We start from the raw sequence: 23,800 nt of genomic DNA, 5'->3' as shown, positions 1-23,800 counted from the left end.
AACTTAAATCACAGACTTGCGCCGACAAGGCTGACAATCGGGACAACAGTGACTATTTCGTGACCATGGCCGAACGCAGCGAATATCGTGAGCAAAGCCCGAGCGAACAGAGCCTGACCGGCGCCACCGAGGCGCGCGGCCTGGAAGCGCTGATCTCGCGGGCCGCGCGGGCCGGCAAGGGGCCGGCGCCGGTCGAGCGCTGGAACCCCGACTTCTGCGGCGACCTCGACATGGAGATCAAGGCCGACGGCACCTGGTTCTATCTCGGCACGCCGATCGGGCGCATGCCGCTGGTACAGCTTTTTTCCAGCGTGCTGCGCAAGGATGCGGACGGAAAGACCTATCTTGTGACGCCGGTCGAGCGGGTCGGGATCCGCGTCGTCGACGCGCCCTTCATCGCCGTCGAAATGAACGTGTCCGGAAGCGGCGACGACCAGGTCGTCACCTTCCGCACTAATGTCGGCGATGTCGTCGCCGCCGGACCCGGCCATCCGTTGCGCTTCGTCGACGAAGACGAAACCGGCGGGCTGAAGCCGTATGTCCTGGTGCGCGGACGGCTGGAGGCGTTGGTGGCGCGGCCGGTGATGTATGAACTGGTCGAGCATGGCGAGGAGATCGACATCGGCGGCAAGGCGATGTTCGCCATCCGCTCGGGCGGCGAGGTCTATCCGATTATGCCGGCCGAGAAACTGAAACGGCTGAGCGCGTGATGGACCAGGTGACGCCGGCGCCGTTTTCGATCGCTGATTTTCGCGCCCGCGTCGCGGCGCAGGCCGAAATCGCCCCCGGCGACGATTTCGGCGACCATCGCTTCAATCCCGGCCACCCAAGGCTCAAGCACGTCAAGCCGCTGCGCGACGCGGCGGTGCTGATCCCGGTGGTCGACCATGCCGAGGGCGCCACGGTGCTGCTCACCAAGCGCGCCGAGAAGCTGCGCAGCCATTCCGGCCAGGTGGCTTTCCCGGGCGGCACCATCGATGCGACCGATCCTGGCCCTGAAGCCGCCGCCTTGCGCGAGACCTTCGAGGAGATCGGCCTCGATCGCGACCACATCGAGATCATTGGCCGCATGCCGGATTATGTGTCGGGCAGCGGCTACCGCATCGTGCCGGTGCTTGCCATTGTCCGGCCGGGCTTCTCGCTGACGCTCAACGCCGATGAGGTCGATGCGGCCTTCGAGGTGCCCCTGAGTTTCCTGATGGATCCGGCCAACCATACGCGCGACAGCCGTTTCTGGAACGACCTCGAATGGTTCTTCTACGATATGCCCTATGGTGGCCAGCGCATCTGGGGCGTCACCGCCGGCATCGTTCGCACCCTCTATGAAAGGCTCTATGCGTGAGCGCCGAGGTGTCTCTCTCGGGCCGGGCCGATTGGCTGGGCGACAAGCACCTGCAGCAATTGCTGGCCGTGCTGAAGCAGGGCGGCGAGGAAGCGCGTGTCGCCGGCGGCGCGGTGCGCAACACGCTGCTCGGACAGCCGGTCGCCGACATCGACATCGCCACGACCACCTTGCCGAAAGAGACCCTCCGACGCGCCGGGGCGGCCGGCTTCAAGACGGCGCCGACTGGCATCGAGCACGGCACCATCACCGTGATTACGGGTGGCAAGCCCTATGAAGTCACCACGCTGCGTGCCGACATCGAGACCGACGGCAGGCGGGCGAAAGTGACCTTCGGGCGCGACTGGAAGCTTGACGCCGAGCGGCGCGACTTCACCATCAACGCGCTCTATGCCGAAGCCGACGGGACGGTCGTCGATCTTGTCGGCGGCATCGCCGATATCGAGGCGCGGCGGCTGCGTTTCATCGGCGACGCGGAAGCGCGCATCCGAGAGGATTATCTGCGCATCCTGCGCTTTTTCCGCTTCTTTGCCTGGTATGGCGACGGCCGGCCGGACGCGGAAGGGCTAAAGGCCTGCGCCAGGCTGAAGGACGGGCTTGCCCAGCTTTCGGCCGAACGCGTCTGGTCCGAACTCAAGAAGCTCTTGTCTGCCCCGGACCCTTCCCGCGCCCTGCTGTGGATGCGCCAGGCAGGCGTGCTGTCCGCAGCACTTCCGGAAAGCGAGAAGTGGGGCATCGACGCCGTCCACGGCCTGGTCAGGACTGGAACGGATCTCGGCTGGACCGCCGATCCGATGCTGAGACTGGAGGCGATCGTCCCCCCCGATGCCGTGCGCTTGAAGACGCTTGGCAAGCGGCTGCGACTTTCGAACGGAGAGGCCGATCGGCTACGGCATTGGGCGCTGACCGTCGCCCCGGATGCGAAGGCAACCGAGACCGAACTGGCCAAAAAACTCTATTACGGCGATCGCGACGGCTATCTCGATCGCATCAGGCTGGCGCTCGCCGCCGCGCGGACGCGTGCCGTGGAGGACAATCAGGCGATGATGGAAGCCGGCGGCTTTTCCCGCCTGCTCAATTTCACCCTGAAATGGGAAAAGCCGGTGTTTCCGATCAAAGGCGCCGACCTGACCGGACTTGGCGCGCCGCCGGGGCCGAAGCTCGGCGCCACGCTGAAGAACCTCGAAAAGGAGTGGGTCGGGTCGGGATTCACGTTGGAACGCGGCGCGCTCATAGAACGCGCCGCGCAGGCACTGGAAAGCTAGGGGAACTGGCCGGGTTGGCCGACGGAGTGTCGCGTTATTTGATCGCAACGGGAGCCAGCGCCCGAGAAAGGCTCGCCTCGCCCTTGCCGTAGATGGACGGGTCGTAATTGGCCAGCGTGTCGGTGCGGGCCGTGTTGAACAGGTCGTTGGTGATCTGCACCGGCGTCGCCTTGGTGAACTTGCTGCCGATAATCGCGGCGTAGCCAGAGATGATCGGCGCGGCGAATGAGGTTCCGTAAAGACCGGTCTTGTCGCCTTCGACGCCGACCACCAGGAAGTGGCTCTGCACCAGCGGGTTGGAGCCGGCGTAATCGGAATACCAGGCGAGCTGAGCCTTGTTAGCCGTAGTGCCGTTCGTCGACAGCGCGCCGACGAAGATCGCTGTCGACTTGCCGATCAGAGCGAGGTCGAGATAGTCTTGCTGGCCGCCCGTGACCCCGCCGACGGCGACGGCGTCGTTGCCGGCCGCCTTCGAGACGACGGCCGATCCCCTGGTCGCATAAGAGATGATCGACGCCTCTTCCGGAGCCCAGCCGATCTGGTTCACGCTGTAGCCCGCGGTGGTGTACATGCCGTAGCTGAGGTTGAGCACGTTGCGACCGGCGGCCAGTGGGACGGCCGAACCCGTCGAGAAATCCTTGGAGCGGATGGTCGCCGAGGGAGCAATCATGCTTGCTTCCTCGCGCGTCCATTCACCGTGCCGTTGCGTCTGCACGCCGATGCCGAAATTGCCGGAGAAGCGCGATGTGCTGCTGAAATCGTCGACGATGGTGATGGTGACGCCTTTGCCCTTGTAGCCGGCTGCCCAGGCGGCGCCGACATCGAGGCTCATCCAGCTCTGCACGGCTTGCGTGGTCCGTGCGACCGGGGTCGTTGCGCTCACGCAGATTGACCCGCCGCCATGGCAGAGGGCAGCCATCTCGTCGGGGCTGAGAGCCTCCTGCGCCGATACAATCGGCGCCGAAAGGATGGCCAAGGCAGCAGCTAGGCCGAACTTCAAGGAATTAACCGACATGTTCATACTCCAGTCAAACAAGAGCCCGGACGGACGATGGCGAGCTTCGGGACGAGATGAATTTCATTAGCAGCCCCTCCGATCAGAAAGTGAGACGGTAGTTCAGCCAGAGATGCATGGTCTCCGGCCTGGCGTTAACCAGATACTTCAACGTTTCCTCGGGCGCCGTCTCGCCCGCCGCCAGCCGGCAATTGACGCTGTAGGTTCCCAGGTCACCGTAGTCGGCCACGCATGGCTTTTCGGTCAGGCTGCCACCGATGATCGAGGCAACCGACAGCGATAGGCTGCTGTTCGGGTTCAGATGGGCCTGGGTGAGAAAGCCAAGTTTGAGACTAGGCGCGATGCTGTATTTCTCGCCTTGTTCCCCAGTACCGAGTCCCCAAAGAATGCCCGTCTCGGGTGTGATCTGGGTGAGAAGGTCGACATGCATATCGACCCAGCTCGCATGATACCATCGGTTGAACGACACCCAGCTTCCGCTCTGCAACTCATAGCCGCCGTTGCCGAGGCCCCTGGCGCGGTCGCTGAGCGGAGAGCCCTGATGGATATCGACGAGCGAGGTGGTCCATTCCTGGGCGGTTGCCGCCGGCGCGCAGAGGAACGCGCACAACTGGAGTGCCGCCACGCAGAGACCGCCCCGGACCTTGAACCGCTCGCGCATGCGCGAAGCACCTCGCCCCACCATTCCGGACAGCGCCTTGATGGCGAAGGGCTCCTCGGGCAGCCGCCTCTGGCCGGATTATGTGCCGGACAATCGCACGCACACCGTTACCGGGAGGTTATCTAAGCTGTTACGAATATAAGAATTTGCCTGAATTGTGCATAAACAATGCCCTGGCCAGCGATCGAAGGATCGCCGACCAGGGCACGGGATGCGCCAGAAGCGTCGTCCACTATTTTGTCTGTCGGCTTGCGACGTTCGAAGTCCGCAACCTGGCCCGGTCAGGCCGCGTCTCGGACCTTCTGGATGCGCGAACGGATCGCCTCGATCATCGTCTCGCGGATGATAGTCTCACCATGCGTCTCGCGCATATGCTCGACGGCACGGCGCATGACCTCGGCTTCCTCGTCGGCGCGCGTGTGCCAGTCACAGCCGGGAACCAGCGATCCGCATTGAAACTCCTTCATGGGTTTTCCTTTCCTCGCTTTGGAGCTGCCCAGCCCGGCCGCTCCAGCCATTGTTTTTACGCAATCCGTCGGAAGCAGGGGCGCGTTTTCGCGGAATTGCTCGGATGGATATCAATAACACATGCCGCCGTTTTCGGTTGCATGAAGAGCAGCCACGGGCGGTCGGCGCGGCAAAACCCATGAAACCGAAAGGCGGAGCAAGGATGCTCCGCCTTTCGCGTTGCCTGAGCCTGCCTAGAGCCGGGCGATTTCAGATCAAGTCGACCTGAAATCTGAATCCGGCTCCAAATCAAAGAGATAGAGCACGATGTTGTCCGAAAACCGCTTCACACTTTCGGCGTCATGCTCAGCGCCGCTACTTCATGATCTTAACGGCCTCGGCGATTTTGTTCTTGCCGCTGATGTCCCAGGACACGCGGACCTTCTCGCCGGCCTGAATGCCGGGATCTTTGAAGGCCTTGGACAGCGTGAAAGTCGATCCGTTGTCCAGAACAAGGCTCTTGGCCGTTCCATCAAAGCTCTTCACGGTGCCGGTGGTGTGCTTGACCGCCGCGAACGCGGCGCCACCGGAGGCGAGAAAGGCAGCGGCTGCTGCCGTCACGATCAGCTTGCGCATAGCATGCTCTCCTGGATGCGGGTGCCCCGTTCGGCAGGCACCCTCTTGATCAGGGCCGTCAAGTCGCGTCGGGTTACGGCCCGCGGGAGACCGCAATCTCCACTTCTGCCGCCGGCGCTTCCCGACCCGGAAACGTTAAATACATCAATTTTTTCAAAAGGATATTAGACGAAAAAGATATCATCCCTGCCACAATGCCCGCCAAGATTCTGCGAATGGGACAGCAATGCGGCGATGCCCGCGCTCACCGGATTGTTACGGCCATTTTACCTCTGGCGGCAGGCTGGAGAGGATCGAGGCGACATTGCCGCCGGTCTTCAGGCCGAAGATGGTGCCGCGATCGTGAAGCAAGTTGAATTCGACGTAGCGGCCGCGCCGGATGAGTTGCTCGTCGCGCTCGCCATCGGTCCAGTTCTGGTTGAAGTTGCCGCGCACCAGATGGGCATAGACGACGAGGAAAGCGCGTCCGACATCCTGGACGAAATTGAGATCGGCGTTCCAGCCGCCCTTGTCCTCCTCCGAATGCAGCCAGTCGAAGAAGATGCCGCCGACGCCGCGCGGCTCATTGCGGTGCGGCAGGAAGAAATACTCGTCGCACCAGGCTTTGAATTTCGGATAGTCGGCCACCGCGGCGTTCTTCTCGCAGGCGAACTGCATGGCGCGATGGAAGGCAATCGTGTCCGGATCGTCCTGGTTGCGGCGACGGTCGAGCACCGGCGTCAGATCGGCGCCGCCACCGAACCACTGGCGCGTGGTGACCACCATGCGCGTATTCATATGCACGGCCGGCACATTGGGATTCCAGGGGTGGGCAATCAGCGAGATGCCGCTTGCCCAGAAGCGCGGGTTCTCCTCGGCGCCGGGAATCTGCTTCCTGAACTCAGGCGAGAATTCACCATGGACGGTCGAGGTGTGCACGCCGACCTTCTCGAAGACGCGGCCGCGCATCATCGACATGGTGCCGCCGCCACCGCGGCCTTCGTCGCGCTCCCAGGGGGTCTTTTCGAAACGGCCGGGCGACCATGACGCTTGCGGTCCGGTCGGTTCCTGCTCGATCTGCTCGAAGGTGGCGCAGATGCGTTCGCGCAAAGCCTCGAACCAGAGGCGGGCCTTCATCTTCTTCTGCTCGATGTCGGCCGGCAGGCCCACGGGAAGGTCAGGTCTTTCCAATTCGGTCTCCAGCCATAGGCACGCCTGCCTGACAAATGACTCGTTTTTTCTGCGCGCGATCCCTAATCTCTTGGGGACAAGGGTCAAGTCCTGTCTGACCCAGGTGCAAAGGAGTTCCTTCGTGCGCACCCCGGCGAGACCGCCGCTGGATGGCTTGAAGAAGAGGCTGGAACGCTCGCGGGCCGAGCGCATAAACCAGCCGCGTGATGGATTCCTGCGCGAGACCTTCGTGCTGCCGCGGCCCGATGCGCGCCTCAAGGCGAAGGAGTGGTTCGAGCGTTTCCCGAAACAGGCCTACTGGACCGAGATCGAAAGCTGGTTCGAACGTCCAGGCGATGTCATCGAGTTCACCATGCGGCGGCTGCCGGCGGCGGATTGAGGCGCTGCGATCGTAGCTACCTTCGATGCTGCCCGGGAACTTCCCGGGTTGGCCGCAGCAACGCCCTGTAGGCGGCCAGCATCGCATCGGCCGAACGTCCGGTGTCGATGATCGACTGCCGCGCGGCCGCGCGCATCCGCTCCAGGGCCGCCTCGTCGCCGACCAGCCCGGCAACGCGCTGCGTCAGCGCTTCCGGGATTGAGACCGGAGCGATGAAGCCGTTGATGCCTTCGCGGATGATGAGCGCCGTGTCGCCGACATCGGTGGCGGCCACCGGGCAACCCATTGCCAGCGCCTCAAGCATCGTCAGCGGCGTGCCTTCGATGCGCGACGGCAGCACCATGATGCTGCAGGCGGCGTAAAACTGTGGCATCGCCGCCCGATCGAGGCGAGGCAAATGATGGAGGCGGTCGGCGATGCCGGCGGTACGGGCAGCAGCGCGAAACGCTTTGGTCATTCGACCGTCGCCCAGCACCAGCAGGCGGACATGGGAATGGGCGGCGAGGATAGGCGCGGCCACTGCCAGAAAGGCGAGCGGACGCTTTTCCTCGCTCATCCGTCCGACGAAGCCGATGACGAAAGCGCCATCCTCGATGTCGAAGCGTCCGCGGGCTGCGTGGTGGTCAACTCTTTGCGGATTGAAAACGCCTTGGTAATCTACGCCGTTGGGGATGACAGCCACCGTCCCGGAACCGGCGCCGCCACGCGTAAGCGAGCGCCCGATACTTTCGTTCACCGCGATGAGACGATCAATGTGAAGCCTGGCACGGAGCGCCGACGCCAGATGCCCCTTCGGCGCATCATTGTGCACAATGTCGTAGCTCAGGATCGCCGGAAAGCGTGTCTTGATCCGCTCCAGATTGGCATAGAGGAAGCGCGATCCGCTCGACAGGATCGCCCGGGAATCGCGTGAGGCCATAAGCGCGGCGACGAAGTCGAACCAATGCCGCCGACTGAGCAGATTCGGCAAATGGTAGATTTCGGGGGTGATTGCCGCGAATGCCGGCGCCAACGCCTGGTCGCCGCGCTCGGTGGTGACGATGCTGAGGCGCCATTCGGCCTTGAGGCTGTCCAGGATATTGGCAAGCAGCACTTCGGCGCCGCCGATCGGCAGCCAGGGCACCAGGACGAGCAAGTGCGGCCGCAGGTCCGCATCATCGCGCGGCGACCGCGCCAGGGCGGAAAACAGCTCTCGAGATACGGCGGCGCGAGGCCTCAGCTGAAGGCGAGCCATCAGCCGGCGCCATTTGTCTTTAGTGTCCGACCAGCTTTTGGCCAGCGCCGTCCACGCAAGGTGCAGCGGCGGCAAGGAGGAGTTGGAGCGCGTCACGTCTGTTCGGCGCTCCACAGCGCCTCATGCGCCGGGGCCGGGATGCGCTGCGCCGGAGTGAACGGCTTTATCGAGGCCGGCGGCTCGACGAACTGGCTCGGATACAGCGCAACGAGCGCCAGTTTGTCGGCCGCCGCGCCGATGGGCCAGAGCGAGCGCTGCGGCTTCAACTCCACGGCAAGGTGACGGAACCTCGCAAGCCCGGTCGCCCGCGCCTGCCAGGCGGAGGCATAGTGCAGATCTTCGTAGAAGGCGATGCGCCAGCGAGCCCGCAGGGCGTTGTAGTGCCGCAACACGACTTTGAGGACCACCATGTGGTCGATATGCCCGCCGATGGCCATCGGACAGAAGAGCCAGGGCTGCCGGTCCTTGGGCTGTTCCGCTGCCGCGGCGAAGATCGCCGCGATGACGGCGCCGTCGAGCTGCCGTGCGTCGTCCTGGGCCTTGGCGGTTTCGAACGGATCGTGCCCGCGCAGCAGCGCCTCGTCGAGCCCGCCGAAACAAGGGCGCAGGCCAGCCTGCTCTGCAAAGGCGAGGTCTTCGCGCTGGCGCAGGCTGGAGATCACGGCGATGCGCTCATCGCCAAGCGCTGCGATCGTCTGCGGGCGGGCCACATAGCCCGATTTCGAGAACAATGTGAGCAGAACGCCCTTTCGCCGCTTGAGTGCGAAGGCCCCGAGCGAAAAGCAGATGTCGTCGCAATGGGGAGCGAGGTAGAGATCATGCGTCGAAGCTTCGGCGAGACCGGCCGGAGCAGGGCGCCGGCGCGAGGCAAAATCCTGCGCGGCGAGATTCAGGCCGTGCAGGGCCTTCGGACCGAAGGACGCGATGGCGTTCCAACTCATGCCGCTGCGATCCACGGGGTTGCGGAGAAGATTGAGGTCTAGGGCATTCTCCTGCAAGCGAAGGTCTTGTCCGGCAATGACTATTTTGGGGACGATCTCGACGGCTCGCAGGATTGGCAAGATACCTGTCGGCCTTTGAGAATCAAGCATCTAAGCTCTGGTCAGCGCTCGACCAACAACCGCCTCGCTCCCGCCCCTTGGGAGCTCAATCGGTCTTCCTTGTTCCTCAGCGGGCATTTGTCGATCGACATGCAACCGCAGCCGATGCAATCGGTCAGGCCGTCTCGCAGCTTCTTCAACTGGCTGATCTTATGATCGAGCCCATCGCGCCAAGCCGTTGAAAGCAGATTCCAATCCTCGCGGGTCGGGGTCCGGCCCTCGGGCAGGGATTGGAACGCGGCGGCGATGTCGGCGAGCGAGATGCCGACCTCCTGGGCGACGCGGATGATCGCCACGCGCCGCAGCACGTCGCGGCCGTAGCGCCGCTGGTTGCCTGACGTGCGGTGGCTGCGGATCAGCCCGCGCGCTTCGTAGAAATGCAGCGCCGATACCGCCACGCCGCTGCGCGCCGCCACTTGGCCGACCGTCAATTCCTTCACCGTAGCCATTCGAAGTTTCCGCTTGACCTCAAGTTAAGTTGAGCTTGTAGCGAAGAACCGTCGATAGGGCAAATGCAGGAGAAGGCGATGTGCGCCTGGGTGAGAATGACGGGAGAAACCGCCATCGTCGGCGGCGGCAAGGATGGCGGGCCACGGATACTAACCGAGCTGGCGGAGCGCTTCGCCGGCGACCATGGCGACCGACAGCGCCACATTGATGCTGCGCGCGCCCGGCCGCATCGGAATGGTCAGTCGCGCGTCCGCCGCCTGGTGGACCTGATCCGGCACGCCGGCGGATTCGCGGCCGAACAGGAGAATGTCCCCGGCGGTGAAAGCAAAGTCGGTGTAGGCGGCCGCGGCCCTGGTGGTGAGCAGAACCAGGCGGCGCGCATGCGCCTTTCGCCACTGCTCGAAGGCGTGCCAGTCGGCATGACGGGTCAGAGCCGCCATTTCGAGATAATCCATGCCGGCCCGTTTCAGCGTCCGGTCCGCGAGCGGGAAGCCGGCCGGTTCGACGATATCGACGGCAAGGTCGAGGCAGGCGGCGAAGCGCAGGATTGTCCCGGTGTTGCCGGCGATATCCGGCTGGTAGAGCGCGATGCGGAGACGATCGTTCATTTCCGCATCCTGCTAATAAGTGGCAGATCGGCCACAGGCATCTCCGGCTTTCGGCGATTTCTGGACTGGCGGGTGGCCATTTTCTGCGAAGTCGAGTATATGCCCATCATCGTCAACCCAAACCGTAGGAGGGGAACCACATGATGACCATGCACATCCAGCTCCTTTCCGGGGCGCACGTATGCCCACAGGCGGTTTCGGTACGACGATTCTTCTGACACTTTAAGTCTTCATCGCACCGATTCCCGCCGAACCCAGTTTTCGGCCTTCGAAGGAATCTTGCGATGTTTTTCAAACTGCCAAAAGGGCGTCGCGCCCCACCTGAAAGTGTCGGGACCGACACTTGTCGTGTCCCAACCGACGCTTGCCGTCACGTCCCGACCGATTCGATCCGCGCCTTCGGCCGAATGCCCGTGGTCGAAGCCGCATCACCCTTTTTAACGCATTTGCATATGGAGGACGGACCGATGTTCGATCCCTATAAGATACCGGGGTCAAGAAGCCTGCACGAGCGCAAGGCGGCGACCTGGGCCCTGCTGATCGGCGAGACCTATTCGTCGGCGGTGCATGCCGAGGAACGGCGCAGGCCGCATCGCGGCATGCTGCCGGACGTCGATTTCTCGCGCGCGGTGCCCGACCACAGCCGGCCCACGCTGGTGCGCCGGATCATCCGCTTGATCCGGCCGGGCGACAAGGCCCGGGCAGACTCGAGCTTTTCATCGGGAAGTTCGGGGCCGTCGGGCTCATCGAACGAGCCTGTCGGCGAAAAGCCCGCGACACCCTATATTGCGCGAAGCAGGGCCGGCGATACGGAACCATCCGTATCGCCGGCCCGCGGCGCCGCGCGGCCGAAAAACCTTGCCCATCAATCCCGCGCCGCGTGAGCGCAGAGACAGTCGAGTGCCTGGAATGTTCCGCTGGTTTGAAAACAGGCTCGATCCGTTCCCTGCCGAGGAGCCGGTCGAGCCGCCGAAGACGCTGATCGCGTTCTGCTTGCATTATACGCGCGGCGCCTTGCCCTACATCATCCCAGACGCGATCCTGATGACGTCGATCGCCATCGCCGAAGTGTGGATGTTCGGCTTCATGGGCCGCATCGTCGACTGGCTGTCGGCGCAGAACCGCGAAACTTTCCTGCAGACCGAGAGCTGGAAGCTCGCCGGCATGGCTTTCGTCGTGCTGTTCGCGCTGCCGGGCACGGTCTGGCTGCATTCGCTGCTCAACCAGCAGACGCTGATGGGCAACTATCCAATGCGCATCCGCTGGCAGGTGCACCGCTATCTCTTGAAGCAGTCGATGGCTTTCTACCAGGACGAGTTCGCCGGCCGCATCGCCACCAAGCTGATGCAGACGGCGCTCGCCGTGCGCGACTGCGTCATCAAGCTGATCGAGGTTCTCAATTACGTCATCGTCTATTTCCTCGGCATGCTGTTCATCGTCGGCTCGGCCGACTTGCGGCTGGCCGCGCCGCTCGCCGTCTGGCTGGTCGGCTATATCGGGCTGTTGCGTTTTTTCATTCCGCGGCTCGGCAAGGTCGGCGAGGAGCAGGCCAATGCGCGCTCGACCATGACCGGCCGCGTCGTCGATAGTTACACCAACATCCAGACGGTGAAGCTGTTTTCGCACGCGCGCCGCGAAGCCACCTTCGCCAGGGAAGGCATGGCCGGCTTCCTCGACACGGTCTACCGCTCGATGCGGCTGGTGACCGTGCTTTACGGCCTGCTCTACATCCTGAATTCGCTGCTGCTGTTCTCGGTGACTGCGATCTCGCTTTGGCTGTGGCTGGGCCAGGCGGTAACGATCGGCGCCGTCGCGGTGGTCATCGGCCTGGTGCTGCGCATGTGGGGCATGTCGCAGTGGATCATGTGGGAGATGTCCGGGCTGTTCGAGAACATCGGCACGGTGCACGACGGCATCCAGTCGATCTCGCTGCCGCGTCTGGTCGAGGACAGGCCAGGCGCGAAGGACATCGCCGTCGCGCATGGTGAGATCCGCTTCGAGGACATCCGCTTCCACTACGGCAAGCAGAAGGGCGTCATCGAGAACCTGTCGCTTACCGTGAAACCCGGCGAGAAGGTCGGTATTGTCGGCCGCTCCGGCGCCGGCAAGTCGACGCTGGTCAATCTCTTGCTGCGCTTCTACGACCTGGAAGGCGGCAGGATCCTCGTCGACGGCCAGGAGATCGCGGTGGTGACGCAGGACTCGCTGCGCGCGCAGATCGGCATGGTGACGCAGGACACCTCGCTGCTGCATCGCTCGGTGCGCGAGAACATCCTCTACGGCCGGCCAGACGCAACCGACGAGATGCTGATCGAGGCGGCGAAACGGGCCGAGGCGCTGGACTTCATCAGCGAGCTTTCCGACCACAACGGCCGCAAGGGCTTCGACGCCCATGTCGGCGACCGGGGCGTCAAATTGTCCGGCGGCCAGCGGCAGCGCGTCGCGATTGCCCGTGTCATGCTGAAGGACGCACCGATCCTGATCCTCGACGAGGCGACGTCGGCGCTCGATTCGGAAGCCGAGGCGGCCATCCAGGAGAACCTCTACAAGCTGATGCAGGGCAAGACCGTCATCGCCATCGCGCACCGCCTGTCGACCATCGCGGCGATGGACCGGCTCGTCGTCATGGACAAAGGCCGCATCATCGAGGAAGGCTCGCACGAGGAGCTGGTCGCCAAGGGCGGCCTCTACGCCCAGCTCTGGCAGCGCCAGTCCGGCGGCTTCCTGCTCGATGACGCGCCGGCTGAGTCGGATGCCAAGGGGCCCCAATCCGAGATGGCAGCGGAGTAACGCGATCGCGATTGGAGCAATTCCAGGAAAAGTGCATAGCGGTTTTCCGTCCGGAATTGCGCAGCAACAAGGACTTAGCAATTCCAGGAAAAGTGCATAGCGGTTTTCCGTTCGGAATTGCGCAACAACAAGACTTGGAGCGGTTCAGCGATTCTGTGAAACGCCGAACCGCTCTGGCACCAGCAGGTCACGACGATTGCCGGGAATCGATCCCGGGCGTAACCACGGCATGGTCAGAGCAGGCCGGCTACCAGATCGGTGCAGGCGGGTTTCCGGCGTCCACGAGAGAAAAATGTTCGACCGCATCTTCACCTGGTTCGAAAGTCGTTATTCGCCGGTGGCGCTCGCCGACGACCGGCAACCGCCAATGGGGCTTTGGCGGTTCTACTGGTATTTCATAAGCCAGTTTCGCGCCGCGTATCGGTTGCGCATGGTCATCGTTGCCGTCGCCGCCATTGTTGACGCGATGCTGCCGATTTTCGTCGGCCTGATCGTGGGCGCGCTGACTGACGCCAAGCCCGGCGATTTCTTCGCGGCGCATTGGCCGCTGCTCGCCTTGATGGCGTTCGTCGTGCTGTTGCGTCCGCTGTCGATGGTCGTCGACGCGCTCATTCGCAACCACGCGATCGCGCCAAATCTCATCGACCTCATCCGCTGGCAGAGCCATTGGCATGTCGTGCGCCAGGACTGGTCGTTCTTCCAGAACGACTTTGCCGGACGCATCGGGACCAAGGTCATGCAGAGCGGCGATTCGGTGGAGATGAGCGTCAACCTCACCGTCGACGCCGTCTGGTATGCGCTGGTCTTCGTCGCCGTGGCCATCGTGGTGCTGGCACGGCTCGACCCGCTTCTGCTGGCGGTGGTGGCGCTATGGCTGGTGTTCTATTGCCTGATCTTCTGGTTGGCGATGCCCAGGATCACGCGGCGCTCGTCGGCGCTGTCGGAGCGGTGGTCGCAGGTGAGTGGCCGCATGGTCGACAGCTACACCAACATCCTGACGCTCAAGACCTTCTCGACCGGCGAACACGAAGACGAATATGTCTCGCAAGCGGTGGTCGAGCACGCCGAAACCTTTTACCAGCTGATGCGCGTTTTCACGCTAATGTGGTCGGCCTTGTTCGTGCTCAACGCGGCGCTGCTTATCGCCATAAGCTGGCTGGCGCTCGCTGGCTGGAACGCCGGCGCCATGACCACCGCGGCGGTGGCGACGGCCATACCGTTCGCGCTGCAGATCGCCAACATCTCCGGCAGGATCCTCGATGTCGGCGGCAACGTCTTCCGGCAGATCGGCGTCGCCGGCAATTCGATGACGACGATCGCGCGTCCCATCACCATGCAGGACCAACCCGGCGCACCGGCCCTTATCGTGAGCGCCGGCGGCATCGAGTTCGACCGGGTGAACTTCAACTACTCGCGCAAGGACGGCAAAGGCGGTGTCATTGACGATCTGTCGCTGAAAATCGCGCCGGGCGAGCGGGTCGGCCTGATCGGGCGTTCCGGAGCCGGCAAGTCGACGCTGGTCAACCTCGTGCTGCGGCTGTTCGACGTGCAGGACGGCAAGGTGCTGATCGACGGACAGGATATCCGCAACGTTTCGCAAGAGAGCGTCCGCGCGGCGATCGGCTTCGTCAACCAGGATACGTCGCTGCTGCATCGATCCGTTCGCGAGAACATCAAATATGGACGCCAGTCCGCCAGCGACGGGGCCATGGTCAGCGCCGCTAAAGCCGCTCAGATCGACGATGTGATCGCCGGATTGACCGACCCGCATGGTCACAGTGGCTATGAGGCGCTGGTCGGCGAGCGCGGCGTAAAGCTGTCCGGCGGCCAGCGGCAACGCATCGCCATTGCCCGCGTTATGCTGAAGGACGCGCCGATCCTTATTCTCGACGAGGCGACGTCCGCGCTCGATTCGGAGGTGGAAGCGGCGATCCAGGAGAATCTGTACAAGCTCATGCAGGGCAAGACCGTCATCGCCATTGCCCATCGTCTGTCGACCATCGCGGCGATGGACAGGCTGGTGGTGATGGACAAAGGCCGCGTCGTCGAGGATGGCTCGCATGAGGCGTTGATCGCCAAGGGCGGGCTCTATGCCCAGCTTTGGCGGCGCCAGTCGGGCGGGTTCCTGCTCGAGCAAAAGCAGGCCGCCGAAGACCTGTCGACAAAGGGTGAAGCCGCGGAATGATGCAAGCCATCTATCGCTGGTTCGAGCATTGGGTCTACCCGTTCCGCGAGCCCGCGAATCTGCGGCCGCCGGCCAGCGTCGGCGGCTTCCTGTGGCACTATGTCGGGCAGGCAAAGCTCGCCTTCTTCGCCATGCTCATCATCGGGGGCATCGCGCCGCTGGTCGAGGCCGGCCTTTTCTATTTCGTCGGAAGGCTGGTCGATATCCTGGACCAGTTGCCCGGCGAACGCAGCTGGCACGCGCTTTGGGCCGCGGCAGGCCCCGAACTGCTGTTCATGGGCGCGGTGGTGCTCATCATCCGCACGGCCGTCGTCGGCCTGTCGGCGCTGGTCGACGAACAGACGATTACGCCCGGGTTCTACAATCTGGTGCGCTGGCAGGCGCACCGGCATGTCTCGCGCCAGTCCTACGCCTTCTTCCAGAACGATTTCGCCGGCCGCATCGCCACCAAGGTCTGGCAGGCGGGTCAGGCGACGGGCGACCTGATGGAGAGCTTCATCGAGGTGGTCTGGTTCATGATCGTCTATACGGTGACGACGCTGGCGCTGGTGGCGGGGCTGGATTTGCGGCTGGCGGTCATGGTGGTGGTGTGGATCTCCGCCTTCGGCTGGCTGGCCAAACTCTATCTGCCGGCGATCCGCAAACATGCCGAGGCGACCGCCGAAGCAGGCTCGATGATCACCGGCCGCATCGTCGATTCCTATTCCAACGTGCAGACGCTGAAGCTGTTCTCGGCCGACGGCGACGACCGCTATATCCGCAGCGGCTTCGATATCTATCTCGACGCGCTGCGGCCGTTCACGCGCCGGCTGACCGGCGTGCGCATGGCGCTGACCATGCTCTCCGGCGTCATGATCACCGCGATCGCGGCCTTTGCGATCTATCTCTGGGTGGAAGGCTCGATCACCGTCGGCGCTGTCGCCTTCACGCTGTCGCTGGTGCTGAGGCTCAACATGCTGCTGGGACGGCTGATGATGCAGCTCAACAGCATATTGAGGAACCTCGGCGTGCTGGAGAACTCCAAGGCGCTGATCACGCAGCCGCTTGGCCTGACCGACGCGCCGGGCGCCAGGGAATTGGTGGTCGCCGGTGGCCGCATCGAGGTCAAGAACGTCACCTTCCACTACGGCAAAGGGGCAGGGGTGCTGGACGGCATCGACCTCGTCGTGCGCCCGGGCGAGAAGGTTGGCCTGGTCGGGCCGTCCGGCGCCGGCAAGACGACCCTGGCAAACCTGATCCTGCGTCTTTACGACCTGGAAGGCGGCCGTATCCTGGTCGACGGCCAGGATATCGCCGGGGTCACGCAGAATTCGCTGCGCGGCAATATCGGCGTGGTCAGCCAGGACACGGCGCTGTTCCACCGCTCGCTGCGCGACAACATCAAGCTCGGCATGCCGAATGCGACCGACGCGCAAGTGATCGCCGCCGCGAAGAAGGCCGAGGCGCATGATTTCATCCTCGGCCTGCGCGACAACCGCGAGCGCGCCGGCTACGAGGCCTATGTCGGGGAGCGCGGCGTGAAACTCTCCGGCGGCCAGCGGCAGCGCGTGGCGATCGCGCGCGTCTTCCTCAAGGACGCGCCGATCCTCATCCTTGACGAGGCGACCTCGGCGCTCGACTCGGACATCGAGGCGGCGATCCAGGAGAACCTGACCAGACTGATGGAGAAAAAGACGGTGATCGCCATCGCGCACCGACTGTCGACGATCGCGGCGCTCGACCGGCTGGTGGTGCTTGACGACGGCCGCATCGTCGAACAGGGCACGCATGACGAGCTGGTGGCGCTCGACGGGCTCTATGCGCGGCTCTGGAAACGGCAGTCCGGCGGCTTCCTGTTCAACGAGGAAAGCGTGCTGGAAGAGACGCGGCCGGCGGAGTAGAACGGCACCATGTCGGTACGCATGCCTTCGAATTTCGGCCGGTCAGGCGCGCAGGAAAATGCGCTCGACCTGCTCGGCCACGAAATCCTGGCCGAAAAGGCCGCCGCGCTCGGCCGCGCCGGGCAGCGCGTCGAACAAACGCTACGCAAGTTGCGCGAGGGCGGCGAGGGCGAAGATCGCGCCCGGCTGCTCAAGGAAGCGGCCGCGGCCGTCCACGCCTACTTCATCCAGCGCGAGCTTTGCGGGTTGCGCAGGCACGATGCGGTGATCCGTGAATATGACATTCCAAGGGCGGTTCTGGTCAGGCTTGGCGCCAGCTAAAGCGTGTCGCGCTGAAACGGATTCAGGCGACACGCTTTAAGTCTTTGTTTTTATGCATGTCGTTGTCCCAGAACCGCTGCACACTTCTGGGCGACATGCATTAGGCGCGCCGATCTCTTCGCGAAAGCGTGCCAATCTTGCAGCGAGTGCTGTCGGGTTCTCGTCGGCCGCGAAGTGCCCGCTGTCGGCGATGATGTCGCCTTCGACCCGCGATAGACCGGCGGACCTGAAGCCGTCGAGATAATCGGCGATGTCGCCGGGTGCGGCCGAGCCCCTGAGATAAAGCACCGGCGTGGTAATCGGGGTCGCAGACGGCACGGAATTGGCCTTGGCATCGTCGGCAAAGGCGCGATACCAGTCGAAGCCCGCCTTGAGGCTTTCCGGCCGCGAATAGGCCTTTGTGTAGATGTCCCGGGCTTTGGCAGGGATCGCCGACTTTTCCTTCGAAAGGATATCGAAGAAGAAATCGAAATAGGCGCGCTCATGGCCGCTCACCAGCAGCTCCGGCAAAGCCGGGATCGCATGGAAGGCAAAATGCCAGATGTGCGGGTTGCGGATGACCTTTTCCCACGGCGCCACGCCAGGGATGACGACATCCATAATCACCGCGCCGGACAATTCCGCGGGCTTGTCCCGCAACAGCGCGTAGGCGATCTGGCCACCGACATCGTGGCCGGCGACGATGACCTGCCGCAAGCCGCAGGCGTTAATCAGACGGTCCATCAGCTTGGCCAGATATGCCTTCTCACCGCTTCCGGGCATGCCGTGCGAGCCGCCGATACCCGGCAGGTCCGGGGCAACCACGCGCTGGTCCTTGGCCAGCCGGTCGATGATTGCCTCAAAAGCGTAAGAGCTCTGCGGCCAGCCATGCAGCAGCAGAAAGCCCGACGCATCGGGCGGTCCTGCTTCCCGGATCGCGATAGCCAGCCCCTCGACCTCAACGGTGCGAGTTTGCATGCCTCGATCTCCATCGGTGCCAGATGGATGGAACTAGGCCGCAGTCAGCCTTCGGACAGGTCTAGTCGAAGGATTGGAAGAATCATTCCAGCCACTCTGTGATGAAGTGGCCGTTCTCGTGAATGTCGGTGCTTTCGAGCGGGCCGGGGCCGAGATTGGTGAATTTGTGCGGCGTGTCGGGCGGCACGATCAGGATTTGGCCGGCCGTAGCCTTGATTTCCTCGTCGCCGATCGTGAACAGGCCGGTGCCGGAGCGGATCACGAAGATTTCCACATAGGGGTGCTTATGCAGGCGTGGGCCGCCGCCGACCGTCGGCTGATAGTTGAAGATCAGGCAGGAATTGGCGCCGAATTGGCCGCATTGCAGCTCGCCTTTCCAGCGGTCTGGGGCGTCGGCCCAGCTGTCGCGTTCAATGACATGCGCCATGGCCGGAGAATAGACCGGGCCAGGAGCCGCTGTCGAGGCGAACACCGGCCCGATTTTATCCCGGATTCCCGCTGTCTCACCCCATCCGGCGGCTTGGCGAAGGGGCGCCGGCCACGGCAGCCGCACATCCCCGCGACAATCTGCCCTTGTGGCCTCACCCCGCTGGACAAAAACGGGCCGCACGCATAAACCGAACTCCAAATGCCGGAGGAATTCGCTAGCCTGTTCGCCATGCGCTGTCGGGCAGGTGCGATTGAGCGGGGACAAGGCTCGGCCTCCGGTTAGGAAGAGGCGAAAGGATCAGGCACCCGTGAGCGCAACCGACATCCACGATCCCAACCGTCGCGATTTTCTCTACGTAGCCACCGGCATGGCCGCCGTTGTCGGCGCCGGAGCCGTCGCGTGGCCGTTCATCGACCAGATGCGTCCCGACGCCTCGACGCTGGCACTCGCTTCGGTCGAGGTCGATGTCTCCTCGCTGCAGCCCGGCAGCTCGCTGATCGTCAAGTGGCGCGGCAAGCCGGTGGTGGTGCGCAACCGCACCGAAAAGGAAATGAAGGACGGTGAAGCCGTCAACCTCGGCGATCTCAAGGACCCGATCGCGCGCAACGCCAACCTGCCGTCCGACGCGCCGGCGACCGACGCCAACCGCACCACGCCCGGCAAGGAAGCCTGGATGGTGATGGTGCAGGTCTGCACGCATCTCGGCTGCATCCCGCTCGGCCAGGAAGGCGATTTCGGCGGCTGGTTCTGCCCCTGCCATGGTTCGCAATACGACACCGCCGGCCGCATCCGCAAAGGCCCGGCGCCGGAGAACATGGCGATCCCGGTATTCAAGTTCATTTCCGATACCAAGATCCTTATCGGTTGAGGCAGGGGACATTTCGATGAGCGAGGGACACTCGACCTATACGCCCAAGACCGGTATCGAGCGCTGGTTCGACGCCCGCATGCCGCTGCCGCGGCTGATCTATGACAGTTTCGTCGCCTATCCGGTGCCGCGCAACCTCAACTACATGTGGACGTTCGGCGGCATCCTTTCGATCATGCTGGTCGCGCAAATCCTGACCGGCATCGTGCTGGCGATGCACTACGCGTCCGACACCAATCTCGCCTTCGATTCGGTCGAGAAGATCATGCGCGACGTGAATTCGGGATGGCTGTTGCGCTATCTCCATTCGAACGGCGCTTCGTTCTTCTTCGTTGCCGTCTACATCCACATCTTCCGCGGCCTGTTCTACGGCTCCTACAAGGCGCCGCGCGAACTGCTGTGGATCCTCGGCTGCATCATCTACCTCTTGATGATGGCCACCGGCTTCATGGGCTATGTGCTGCCCTGGGGCCAGATGAGCTTCTGGGGCGCCACCGTCATCACCGGCTTCTTCAGCGCCATCCCGCTGGTCGGCGACTGGATTCAGCAGCTTCTGCTCGGCGGCTTCGCCGTCGACAATCCGACGCTGAACCGCTTCTTCGCGCTGCATTACCTTTTGCCGTTCATGATCGCCGGCGTCGTCGTGCTGCACATCTGGGCGCTGCATGTCGTCGGCCAGTCGAACCCGACCGGCATCGAGGTCAAGTCGAAGACCGACACCGTCGCCTTCACGCCCTACGCGACCATCAAGGACGCGTTCGGCATGATCGTGTTCCTGTTCATCTTCGCCTATTTCGTCTTCTATCTGCCGAACTATCTCGGCCACCCGGACAACTACACGGTCGCCAATCCGCTGAAGACGCCGGCCCATATCGTTCCGGAATGGTACTTCCTGCCGTTCTACGCGATCCTGCGCGCCATCACCTTCAACGTCGGGCCGATCAACTCCAAGCTCGGCGGCGTGCTGTGCATGTTCGGCGCCATCGCCATGCTGTTCCTGGTGCCGTGGCTCGACACCTCCAAGGTGCGCTCGGCGGTCTACCGTCCATGGTACAAGGTGTTCTTCTGGCTGTTCGTGGCCGACGCCATCCTGCTCGGATGGCTGGGCTCGCAGCCGGCGGAAGGCAGCTACGTGTTCATGGCGCAGATGGCGACGCTGTTCTACTTCGCCTTCTTCCTGGTCGTCATGCCGGTGCTCGGCCTGATCGAGACGCCGCGCAGGCTGCCAAACTCGATCACCGAGGCGGTGCTGGAAAAGAACAAGGGCGGCGGCGGACATCCGGCAGGCGCGACCGCCGCGCCGGAAACCAAAGGCTGAGAATCTGAGGGGATTTTGGGTATGAAGAAGATTCTCACCTCGCTGGCGCTGCTCGGCCTGGTGGTTGCGGGTACTTGGATGTCAAGTGCCGTTGCCATCGCCGAGGAAGAGCAGAACCCGGCCGCGCCGACGCATTTCCCGATCAACGAACCGAAGGAAATGAGCTGGAGCTTCGCCGGCCCGTTCGGTACCTATGACAAGGCGCAGCTGCAGCGCGGCCTCAAGGTCTACAAGGAGGTCTGCTCGGCCTGCCACTCGATGAACCTTGTGGCGTTCCGCACGCTGGAAGGGCTCGGCTATTCGGAAGCGCAGATCAAGACTTTAGCCGCCGAATACACCATTCATGACGGCCCGAACGATGCCGGCGACATGTTCGATCGTCCCGGCAAGCCGTCCGATCACTTCCCGGCGCCGTTCCCGAACGAGCAGGCCGCGGCATCCGCCAATGGCGGCGCCGCGCCGCCGGACATGTCGCTGCTCGCCAAGGCTCGCGGCGTCGAGCGCGGCTTCCCGCGCTTCGTCTTCGATATCTTCACCCAGTATGCGCAGGGTGGCCCGGATTATATCCACTCGCTGCTCACCGGTTACGACCAGACGCCGCCGGCCGGCATGGCGATCCCGGAAGGCACGCACTACAATCCGTACTTTCTGTCCGGCGTGTCGCTGAAGATGCCGAAGCCGCTCTCGGACGGCCAGGTGACTTATGACGACGGCTCGCCGCAGACCGTCGACCAGTATGCCCGCGACGTCTCGGCCTTCCTGATGTGGGCCGCCGAGCCTCACCTGGAAGAGCGCAAGAAGACCGGCTTCCGCGTGCTGGTGTTCCTGCTGCTGTTCGGCGCATTGGTCTACATGACTAAGCGCAGGGTGTGGGCCGACGTGGCGCACTGAGGCGCGATCGACCGCCAGAAATCCGAAGGGCGCCGCAGGGCGCCCTTTTGCATTTTGGCATGCGCGAAACGGGGTCCATGTCACATGGCCGTCATCGCGCGTGGCGATCCTGCCTTGCCCACATCAAAGGATCGAACCCATGAAAAGATACGCATCGCTCGCGGCGGGTTTCCTGCTGCTTATCACCGGATACGCCGCCCATGCCGACGAGGCCCAGCCTTTCGTCACCAGCAAGGACATTGATCTGACGATGATCCTGCCGCCGCCGCCGGCCAATGATTCGGCAGAAACCAAAGCCGAGCTCGGCGAGGTGCTGACGCTGCAGGTGACGCGCACGCCGGAAATGGAAAAACGCGCCATCGCCGATGCCGAAGAGAACGTCTGGCGCTTCGCCGATGTCATGGGGCCGAAGTTCAACAAGGAAACAATGCCGAAGTTCAGCGCCTTCTTCGACCGCGTGGTGGCGACAGAAGGCGCTGTTGTCGATCCGGCTAAGGACGTCTGGAAGCGTCCGCGCCCGCATCAGCTCAGCGATCTGGTCAAGCCGGTCGTGAAGCTCTCGAGCTCGGGCTCCTGGCCGTCTGGTCATGCGACGGTCGGCACCATGATGGGCATCATCCTTGCCGACATGGTTCCGGAGAAGCGCGCCGAGATCATGGCGCGCGCGGCCGAATTTGCCCATAATCGCGTGGTCGGCGGCATCCACTATCCGTCCGACATCGAAATGGGCAAGATTTCCGGCAGCGTCATCGCGGCGGTCCTGCTCAACCGGCCCGACTTCAAGGCTGAGTACGAAGTGGCGCGGTCCGAGCTGCGCTCGGATCTCGGGATGTAGTTGCGCAACATCGCCTGCCTTTCGAAGGGCGCCTTCGCGGCGCCCTTTTTTATGGGGCAAGGCCGGTGCCATGCTTTGCCGGATACGCTTGTCTCTGGCGCTGCATCGCGGTAGCCCTTGTCCGGCCGGGTCGGGCAGCAATGGCCGACGCCGCCAAATCCGACAGCCGGACACGCGGAAAGCCCCAATGAAATCCTCCCTCGAAGACACACTGCTCGCGGCCATCCGCACCATTCCGGATTACCCCAGGCCCGGCATCCTGTTTCGCGACATCACCACGCTGCTTGGCGATGCGCGCGCCTTCCGCCGCGCCATCGACGAGCTCGTGCATCCCTATGCCGGGTTGAAGATCGACAAGATCGCCGGCATCGAAGCGCGCGGCTTCATCCTCGGCGGCGCCGTGGCGCACCAACTCTCGGCCGGCTTCGTGCCGATCCGCAAGAAAGGCAAGCTGCCTTATGAGACGGTGCGCGTGGCCTACAGCCTCGAATACGGGCTGGACGAGATGGAGATGCACAAGGACGGCGTCTCGCCGGGCGAGAAGGTGATCCTGGTCGACGACCTGATCGCCACCGGCGGAACGGCGGAAGCGGCGGTGAACCTGCTCAGGCAGATCGGCGCCGACATCGTTGCCGCCTGCTTCGTCATCGACCTGCCGGACCTCGGCGGGCGCCAAAAGCTGGAAGCGCTCGGCGTGCCGGTCAGGACGCTGATCGGGTTCGAGGGGCATTGAGGCGGCGCCTCTTCCTTCTCCCCTCACATGAGGGCCATTGGGTCAAGAGGTTGATCTGCTAGCTGTTGGTTTGATCGTGGGGCAGCTGTTCGTCCCGACCATAGGGCGCTCGAAAGCGTCGCGCGCAGATCGGCGCAAGGCCGGCTGTCCAGCCGCCGCGCAGCGGCTTGGTCTTGCGCTGATTGAGCACGGCGCCACACTGGACGTGGCGGGATGTAGCTTTGCGTCTCCTGGCCCGGGACCTGCCTTGGCGGGACTGACGGCGCGCTCTGGAGCGCCCTCAGA

At 63.6% G+C, this 23,800-nt stretch carries 25 protein-coding genes; 14 read left to right on the top strand and 11 right to left on the bottom strand.

The window, feature by feature from the left end; genetic code table 11:
- Window positions 1–65 precede the first annotated feature (65 nt).
- From YU3_RS0103740 to YU3_RS0103730, 3 genes are read left to right on the top strand one after another with little or no spacing between them, the layout of a single operon-like run.
- Window positions 66–710, top strand: a complete 645-nt coding sequence (locus YU3_RS0103740; RefSeq protein ID WP_027164985.1) for a DUF1285 domain-containing protein — start codon at window positions 66–68, stop codon at window positions 708–710.
- Window positions 710–1,342 carry a CoA pyrophosphatase gene (locus YU3_RS0103735; protein WP_027164984.1) on the top strand — a complete coding sequence of 211 codons (633 nt, stop codon included), beginning with the start codon at window positions 710–712 and terminating at the stop codon, window positions 1,340–1,342. Before YU3_RS0103740 ends, YU3_RS0103735 begins: the two co-directional genes overlap by 1 nt.
- A complete protein-coding gene (locus tag YU3_RS0103730) occupies window positions 1,339–2,607 on the top strand; it encodes a CCA tRNA nucleotidyltransferase (protein ID WP_027164983.1) in 1,269 nt (422 codons plus the stop codon). Before YU3_RS0103735 ends, YU3_RS0103730 begins: the two co-directional genes overlap by 4 nt.
- 34 nt (window positions 2,608–2,641) lie before the next feature.
- Here the strand turns inward: YU3_RS0103730 and YU3_RS39070 are convergent, their stop codons facing one another.
- The 5 genes from YU3_RS39070 to hemF form a co-directional block, all read right to left on the bottom strand.
- Window positions 2,642–3,622 carry a S8 family serine peptidase gene (locus YU3_RS39070; RefSeq protein WP_084507928.1) on the bottom strand — a complete coding sequence of 327 codons (981 nt, stop codon included), beginning with the start codon at window positions 3,620–3,622 and terminating at the stop codon, window positions 2,642–2,644.
- A gap of 82 nt (window positions 3,623–3,704) precedes the next feature.
- Window positions 3,705–4,283, bottom strand: a complete 579-nt coding sequence (locus YU3_RS0103720) for a hypothetical protein (RefSeq protein WP_036257862.1) — start codon at window positions 4,281–4,283, stop codon at window positions 3,705–3,707.
- A 281-nt stretch (window positions 4,284–4,564) separates the two neighbouring features.
- Window positions 4,565–4,750 carry a DUF1059 domain-containing protein gene (locus tag YU3_RS0103715; protein ID WP_027164980.1) on the bottom strand — a complete coding sequence of 62 codons (186 nt, stop codon included), beginning with the start codon at window positions 4,748–4,750 and terminating at the stop codon, window positions 4,565–4,567.
- Window positions 4,751–5,105: 355 nt separating this feature from the next.
- The gene (locus YU3_RS0103710; RefSeq protein WP_027164979.1) at window positions 5,106–5,366 is read right to left on the bottom strand and encodes a DUF1344 domain-containing protein; all 261 of its coding nucleotides are present in this window, start codon (window positions 5,364–5,366) and stop codon (window positions 5,106–5,108) included.
- Between the two features lie 255 nt (window positions 5,367–5,621).
- A complete protein-coding gene (gene hemF / locus YU3_RS0103705) occupies window positions 5,622–6,536 on the bottom strand; it encodes an oxygen-dependent coproporphyrinogen oxidase (RefSeq protein ID WP_027164978.1) in 915 nt (304 codons plus the stop codon).
- A gap of 121 nt (window positions 6,537–6,657) precedes the next feature.
- Between hemF and YU3_RS0103700 the strand changes: the two genes are divergently transcribed.
- Window positions 6,658–6,915: a hypothetical protein gene (locus YU3_RS0103700; protein WP_027164977.1), complete on the top strand. Its 258-nt coding sequence runs from the start codon at window positions 6,658–6,660 to the stop codon at window positions 6,913–6,915.
- Window positions 6,916–6,931: 16 nt separating this feature from the next.
- Here the strand turns inward: YU3_RS0103700 and YU3_RS0103695 are convergent, their stop codons facing one another.
- The 4 genes from YU3_RS0103695 to YU3_RS0103680 all read right to left on the bottom strand — a co-directional run bounded on the left by YU3_RS0103695 (window position 6,932) and on the right by YU3_RS0103680 (window position 10,307).
- Window positions 6,932–8,149 (bottom strand): glycosyltransferase family 4 protein, encoded by a 1,218-nt coding sequence (locus tag YU3_RS0103695; RefSeq protein WP_156913338.1) that lies wholly within the window; start codon window positions 8,147–8,149, stop codon window positions 6,932–6,934.
- A 92-nt stretch (window positions 8,150–8,241) separates the two neighbouring features.
- Window positions 8,242–9,090, bottom strand: coding sequence for a hypothetical protein (locus tag YU3_RS0103690; protein WP_156913337.1), 849 nt, complete (start codon window positions 9,088–9,090; stop codon window positions 8,242–8,244).
- A 161-nt stretch (window positions 9,091–9,251) separates the two neighbouring features.
- The gene (gene soxR / locus YU3_RS0103685; RefSeq protein ID WP_027164974.1) at window positions 9,252–9,698 is read right to left on the bottom strand and encodes a redox-sensitive transcriptional activator SoxR; all 447 of its coding nucleotides are present in this window, start codon (window positions 9,696–9,698) and stop codon (window positions 9,252–9,254) included.
- Window positions 9,699–9,848: 150 nt separating this feature from the next.
- Window positions 9,849–10,307, bottom strand: coding sequence for a tRNA (cytidine(34)-2'-O)-methyltransferase (locus YU3_RS0103680; protein ID WP_027164973.1), 459 nt, complete (start codon window positions 10,305–10,307; stop codon window positions 9,849–9,851).
- A 467-nt stretch (window positions 10,308–10,774) separates the two neighbouring features.
- On the opposite strand from YU3_RS0103680, the gene YU3_RS0103675 reads away from it, so the two are divergent.
- From YU3_RS0103675 to YU3_RS0103655, 5 genes are all read left to right on the top strand, one after another.
- Window positions 10,775–11,191 carry a hypothetical protein gene (locus YU3_RS0103675; RefSeq protein WP_156913336.1) on the top strand — a complete coding sequence of 139 codons (417 nt, stop codon included), beginning with the start codon at window positions 10,775–10,777 and terminating at the stop codon, window positions 11,189–11,191.
- Between the two features lie 25 nt (window positions 11,192–11,216).
- Window positions 11,217–13,097 (top strand): ABC transporter ATP-binding protein, encoded by a 1,881-nt coding sequence (locus tag YU3_RS0103670; RefSeq protein WP_027164971.1) that lies wholly within the window; start codon window positions 11,217–11,219, stop codon window positions 13,095–13,097.
- A 292-nt stretch (window positions 13,098–13,389) separates the two neighbouring features.
- The gene (locus YU3_RS0103665; protein ID WP_156913335.1) at window positions 13,390–15,282 is read left to right on the top strand and encodes an ABC transporter ATP-binding protein; all 1,893 of its coding nucleotides are present in this window, start codon (window positions 13,390–13,392) and stop codon (window positions 15,280–15,282) included.
- Window positions 15,279–17,162 carry an ABC transporter ATP-binding protein gene (locus YU3_RS0103660; protein WP_027164969.1) on the top strand — a complete coding sequence of 628 codons (1,884 nt, stop codon included), beginning with the start codon at window positions 15,279–15,281 and terminating at the stop codon, window positions 17,160–17,162. Before YU3_RS0103665 ends, YU3_RS0103660 begins: the two co-directional genes overlap by 4 nt.
- Before the next feature lie 9 nt (window positions 17,163–17,171).
- Window positions 17,172–17,483 (top strand): DUF6665 family protein, encoded by a 312-nt coding sequence (locus tag YU3_RS0103655; RefSeq protein WP_027164968.1) that lies wholly within the window; start codon window positions 17,172–17,174, stop codon window positions 17,481–17,483.
- Window positions 17,484–17,519: 36 nt separating this feature from the next.
- On the opposite strand, the gene YU3_RS35960 is transcribed toward YU3_RS0103655, so the two are convergent.
- A complete protein-coding gene (locus tag YU3_RS35960) occupies window positions 17,520–18,440 on the bottom strand; it encodes an alpha/beta hydrolase (RefSeq protein WP_084507906.1) in 921 nt (306 codons plus the stop codon).
- An 82-nt stretch (window positions 18,441–18,522) separates the two neighbouring features.
- Complete coding sequence (locus YU3_RS0103645; protein ID WP_027164967.1) at window positions 18,523–18,867, bottom strand: cupin domain-containing protein; 345 nt, start codon at window positions 18,865–18,867, stop codon at window positions 18,523–18,525.
- A 310-nt stretch (window positions 18,868–19,177) separates the two neighbouring features.
- Between YU3_RS0103645 and petA the strand changes: the two genes are divergently transcribed.
- From petA to YU3_RS0103620, 5 genes are all read left to right on the top strand, one after another.
- Entirely contained in the window at window positions 19,178–19,738 is a 561-nt protein-coding gene (gene petA, locus YU3_RS0103640; RefSeq protein ID WP_027164966.1) for a ubiquinol-cytochrome c reductase iron-sulfur subunit, read from the top strand.
- A 16-nt stretch (window positions 19,739–19,754) separates the two neighbouring features.
- On the top strand, window positions 19,755–21,056 hold the full coding sequence (locus YU3_RS0103635; protein WP_027164965.1) for a cytochrome b N-terminal domain-containing protein: 1,302 nt from the start codon (window positions 19,755–19,757) through the stop codon (window positions 21,054–21,056).
- Window positions 21,057–21,077: 21 nt separating this feature from the next.
- Entirely contained in the window at window positions 21,078–21,947 is an 870-nt protein-coding gene (locus YU3_RS0103630; RefSeq protein ID WP_027164964.1) for a cytochrome c1, read from the top strand.
- A gap of 139 nt (window positions 21,948–22,086) precedes the next feature.
- Window positions 22,087–22,782: a phosphatase PAP2 family protein gene (locus tag YU3_RS0103625; RefSeq protein ID WP_027164963.1), complete on the top strand. Its 696-nt coding sequence runs from the start codon at window positions 22,087–22,089 to the stop codon at window positions 22,780–22,782.
- 187 nt (window positions 22,783–22,969) lie between these two features.
- Entirely contained in the window at window positions 22,970–23,515 is a 546-nt protein-coding gene (locus YU3_RS0103620) for an adenine phosphoribosyltransferase (RefSeq protein WP_027164962.1), read from the top strand.
- Window positions 23,516–23,800: the final 285 nt, after the last annotated feature.

It is taken from the genome of Mesorhizobium sp. WSM3224 (genome assembly GCF_000427725.1).
In the GTDB taxonomy this organism is placed as follows: Bacteria; Pseudomonadota; Alphaproteobacteria; order Rhizobiales; family Rhizobiaceae; genus Mesorhizobium.
This window is presented reverse-complemented; position numbering and strand designations above follow the sequence as displayed.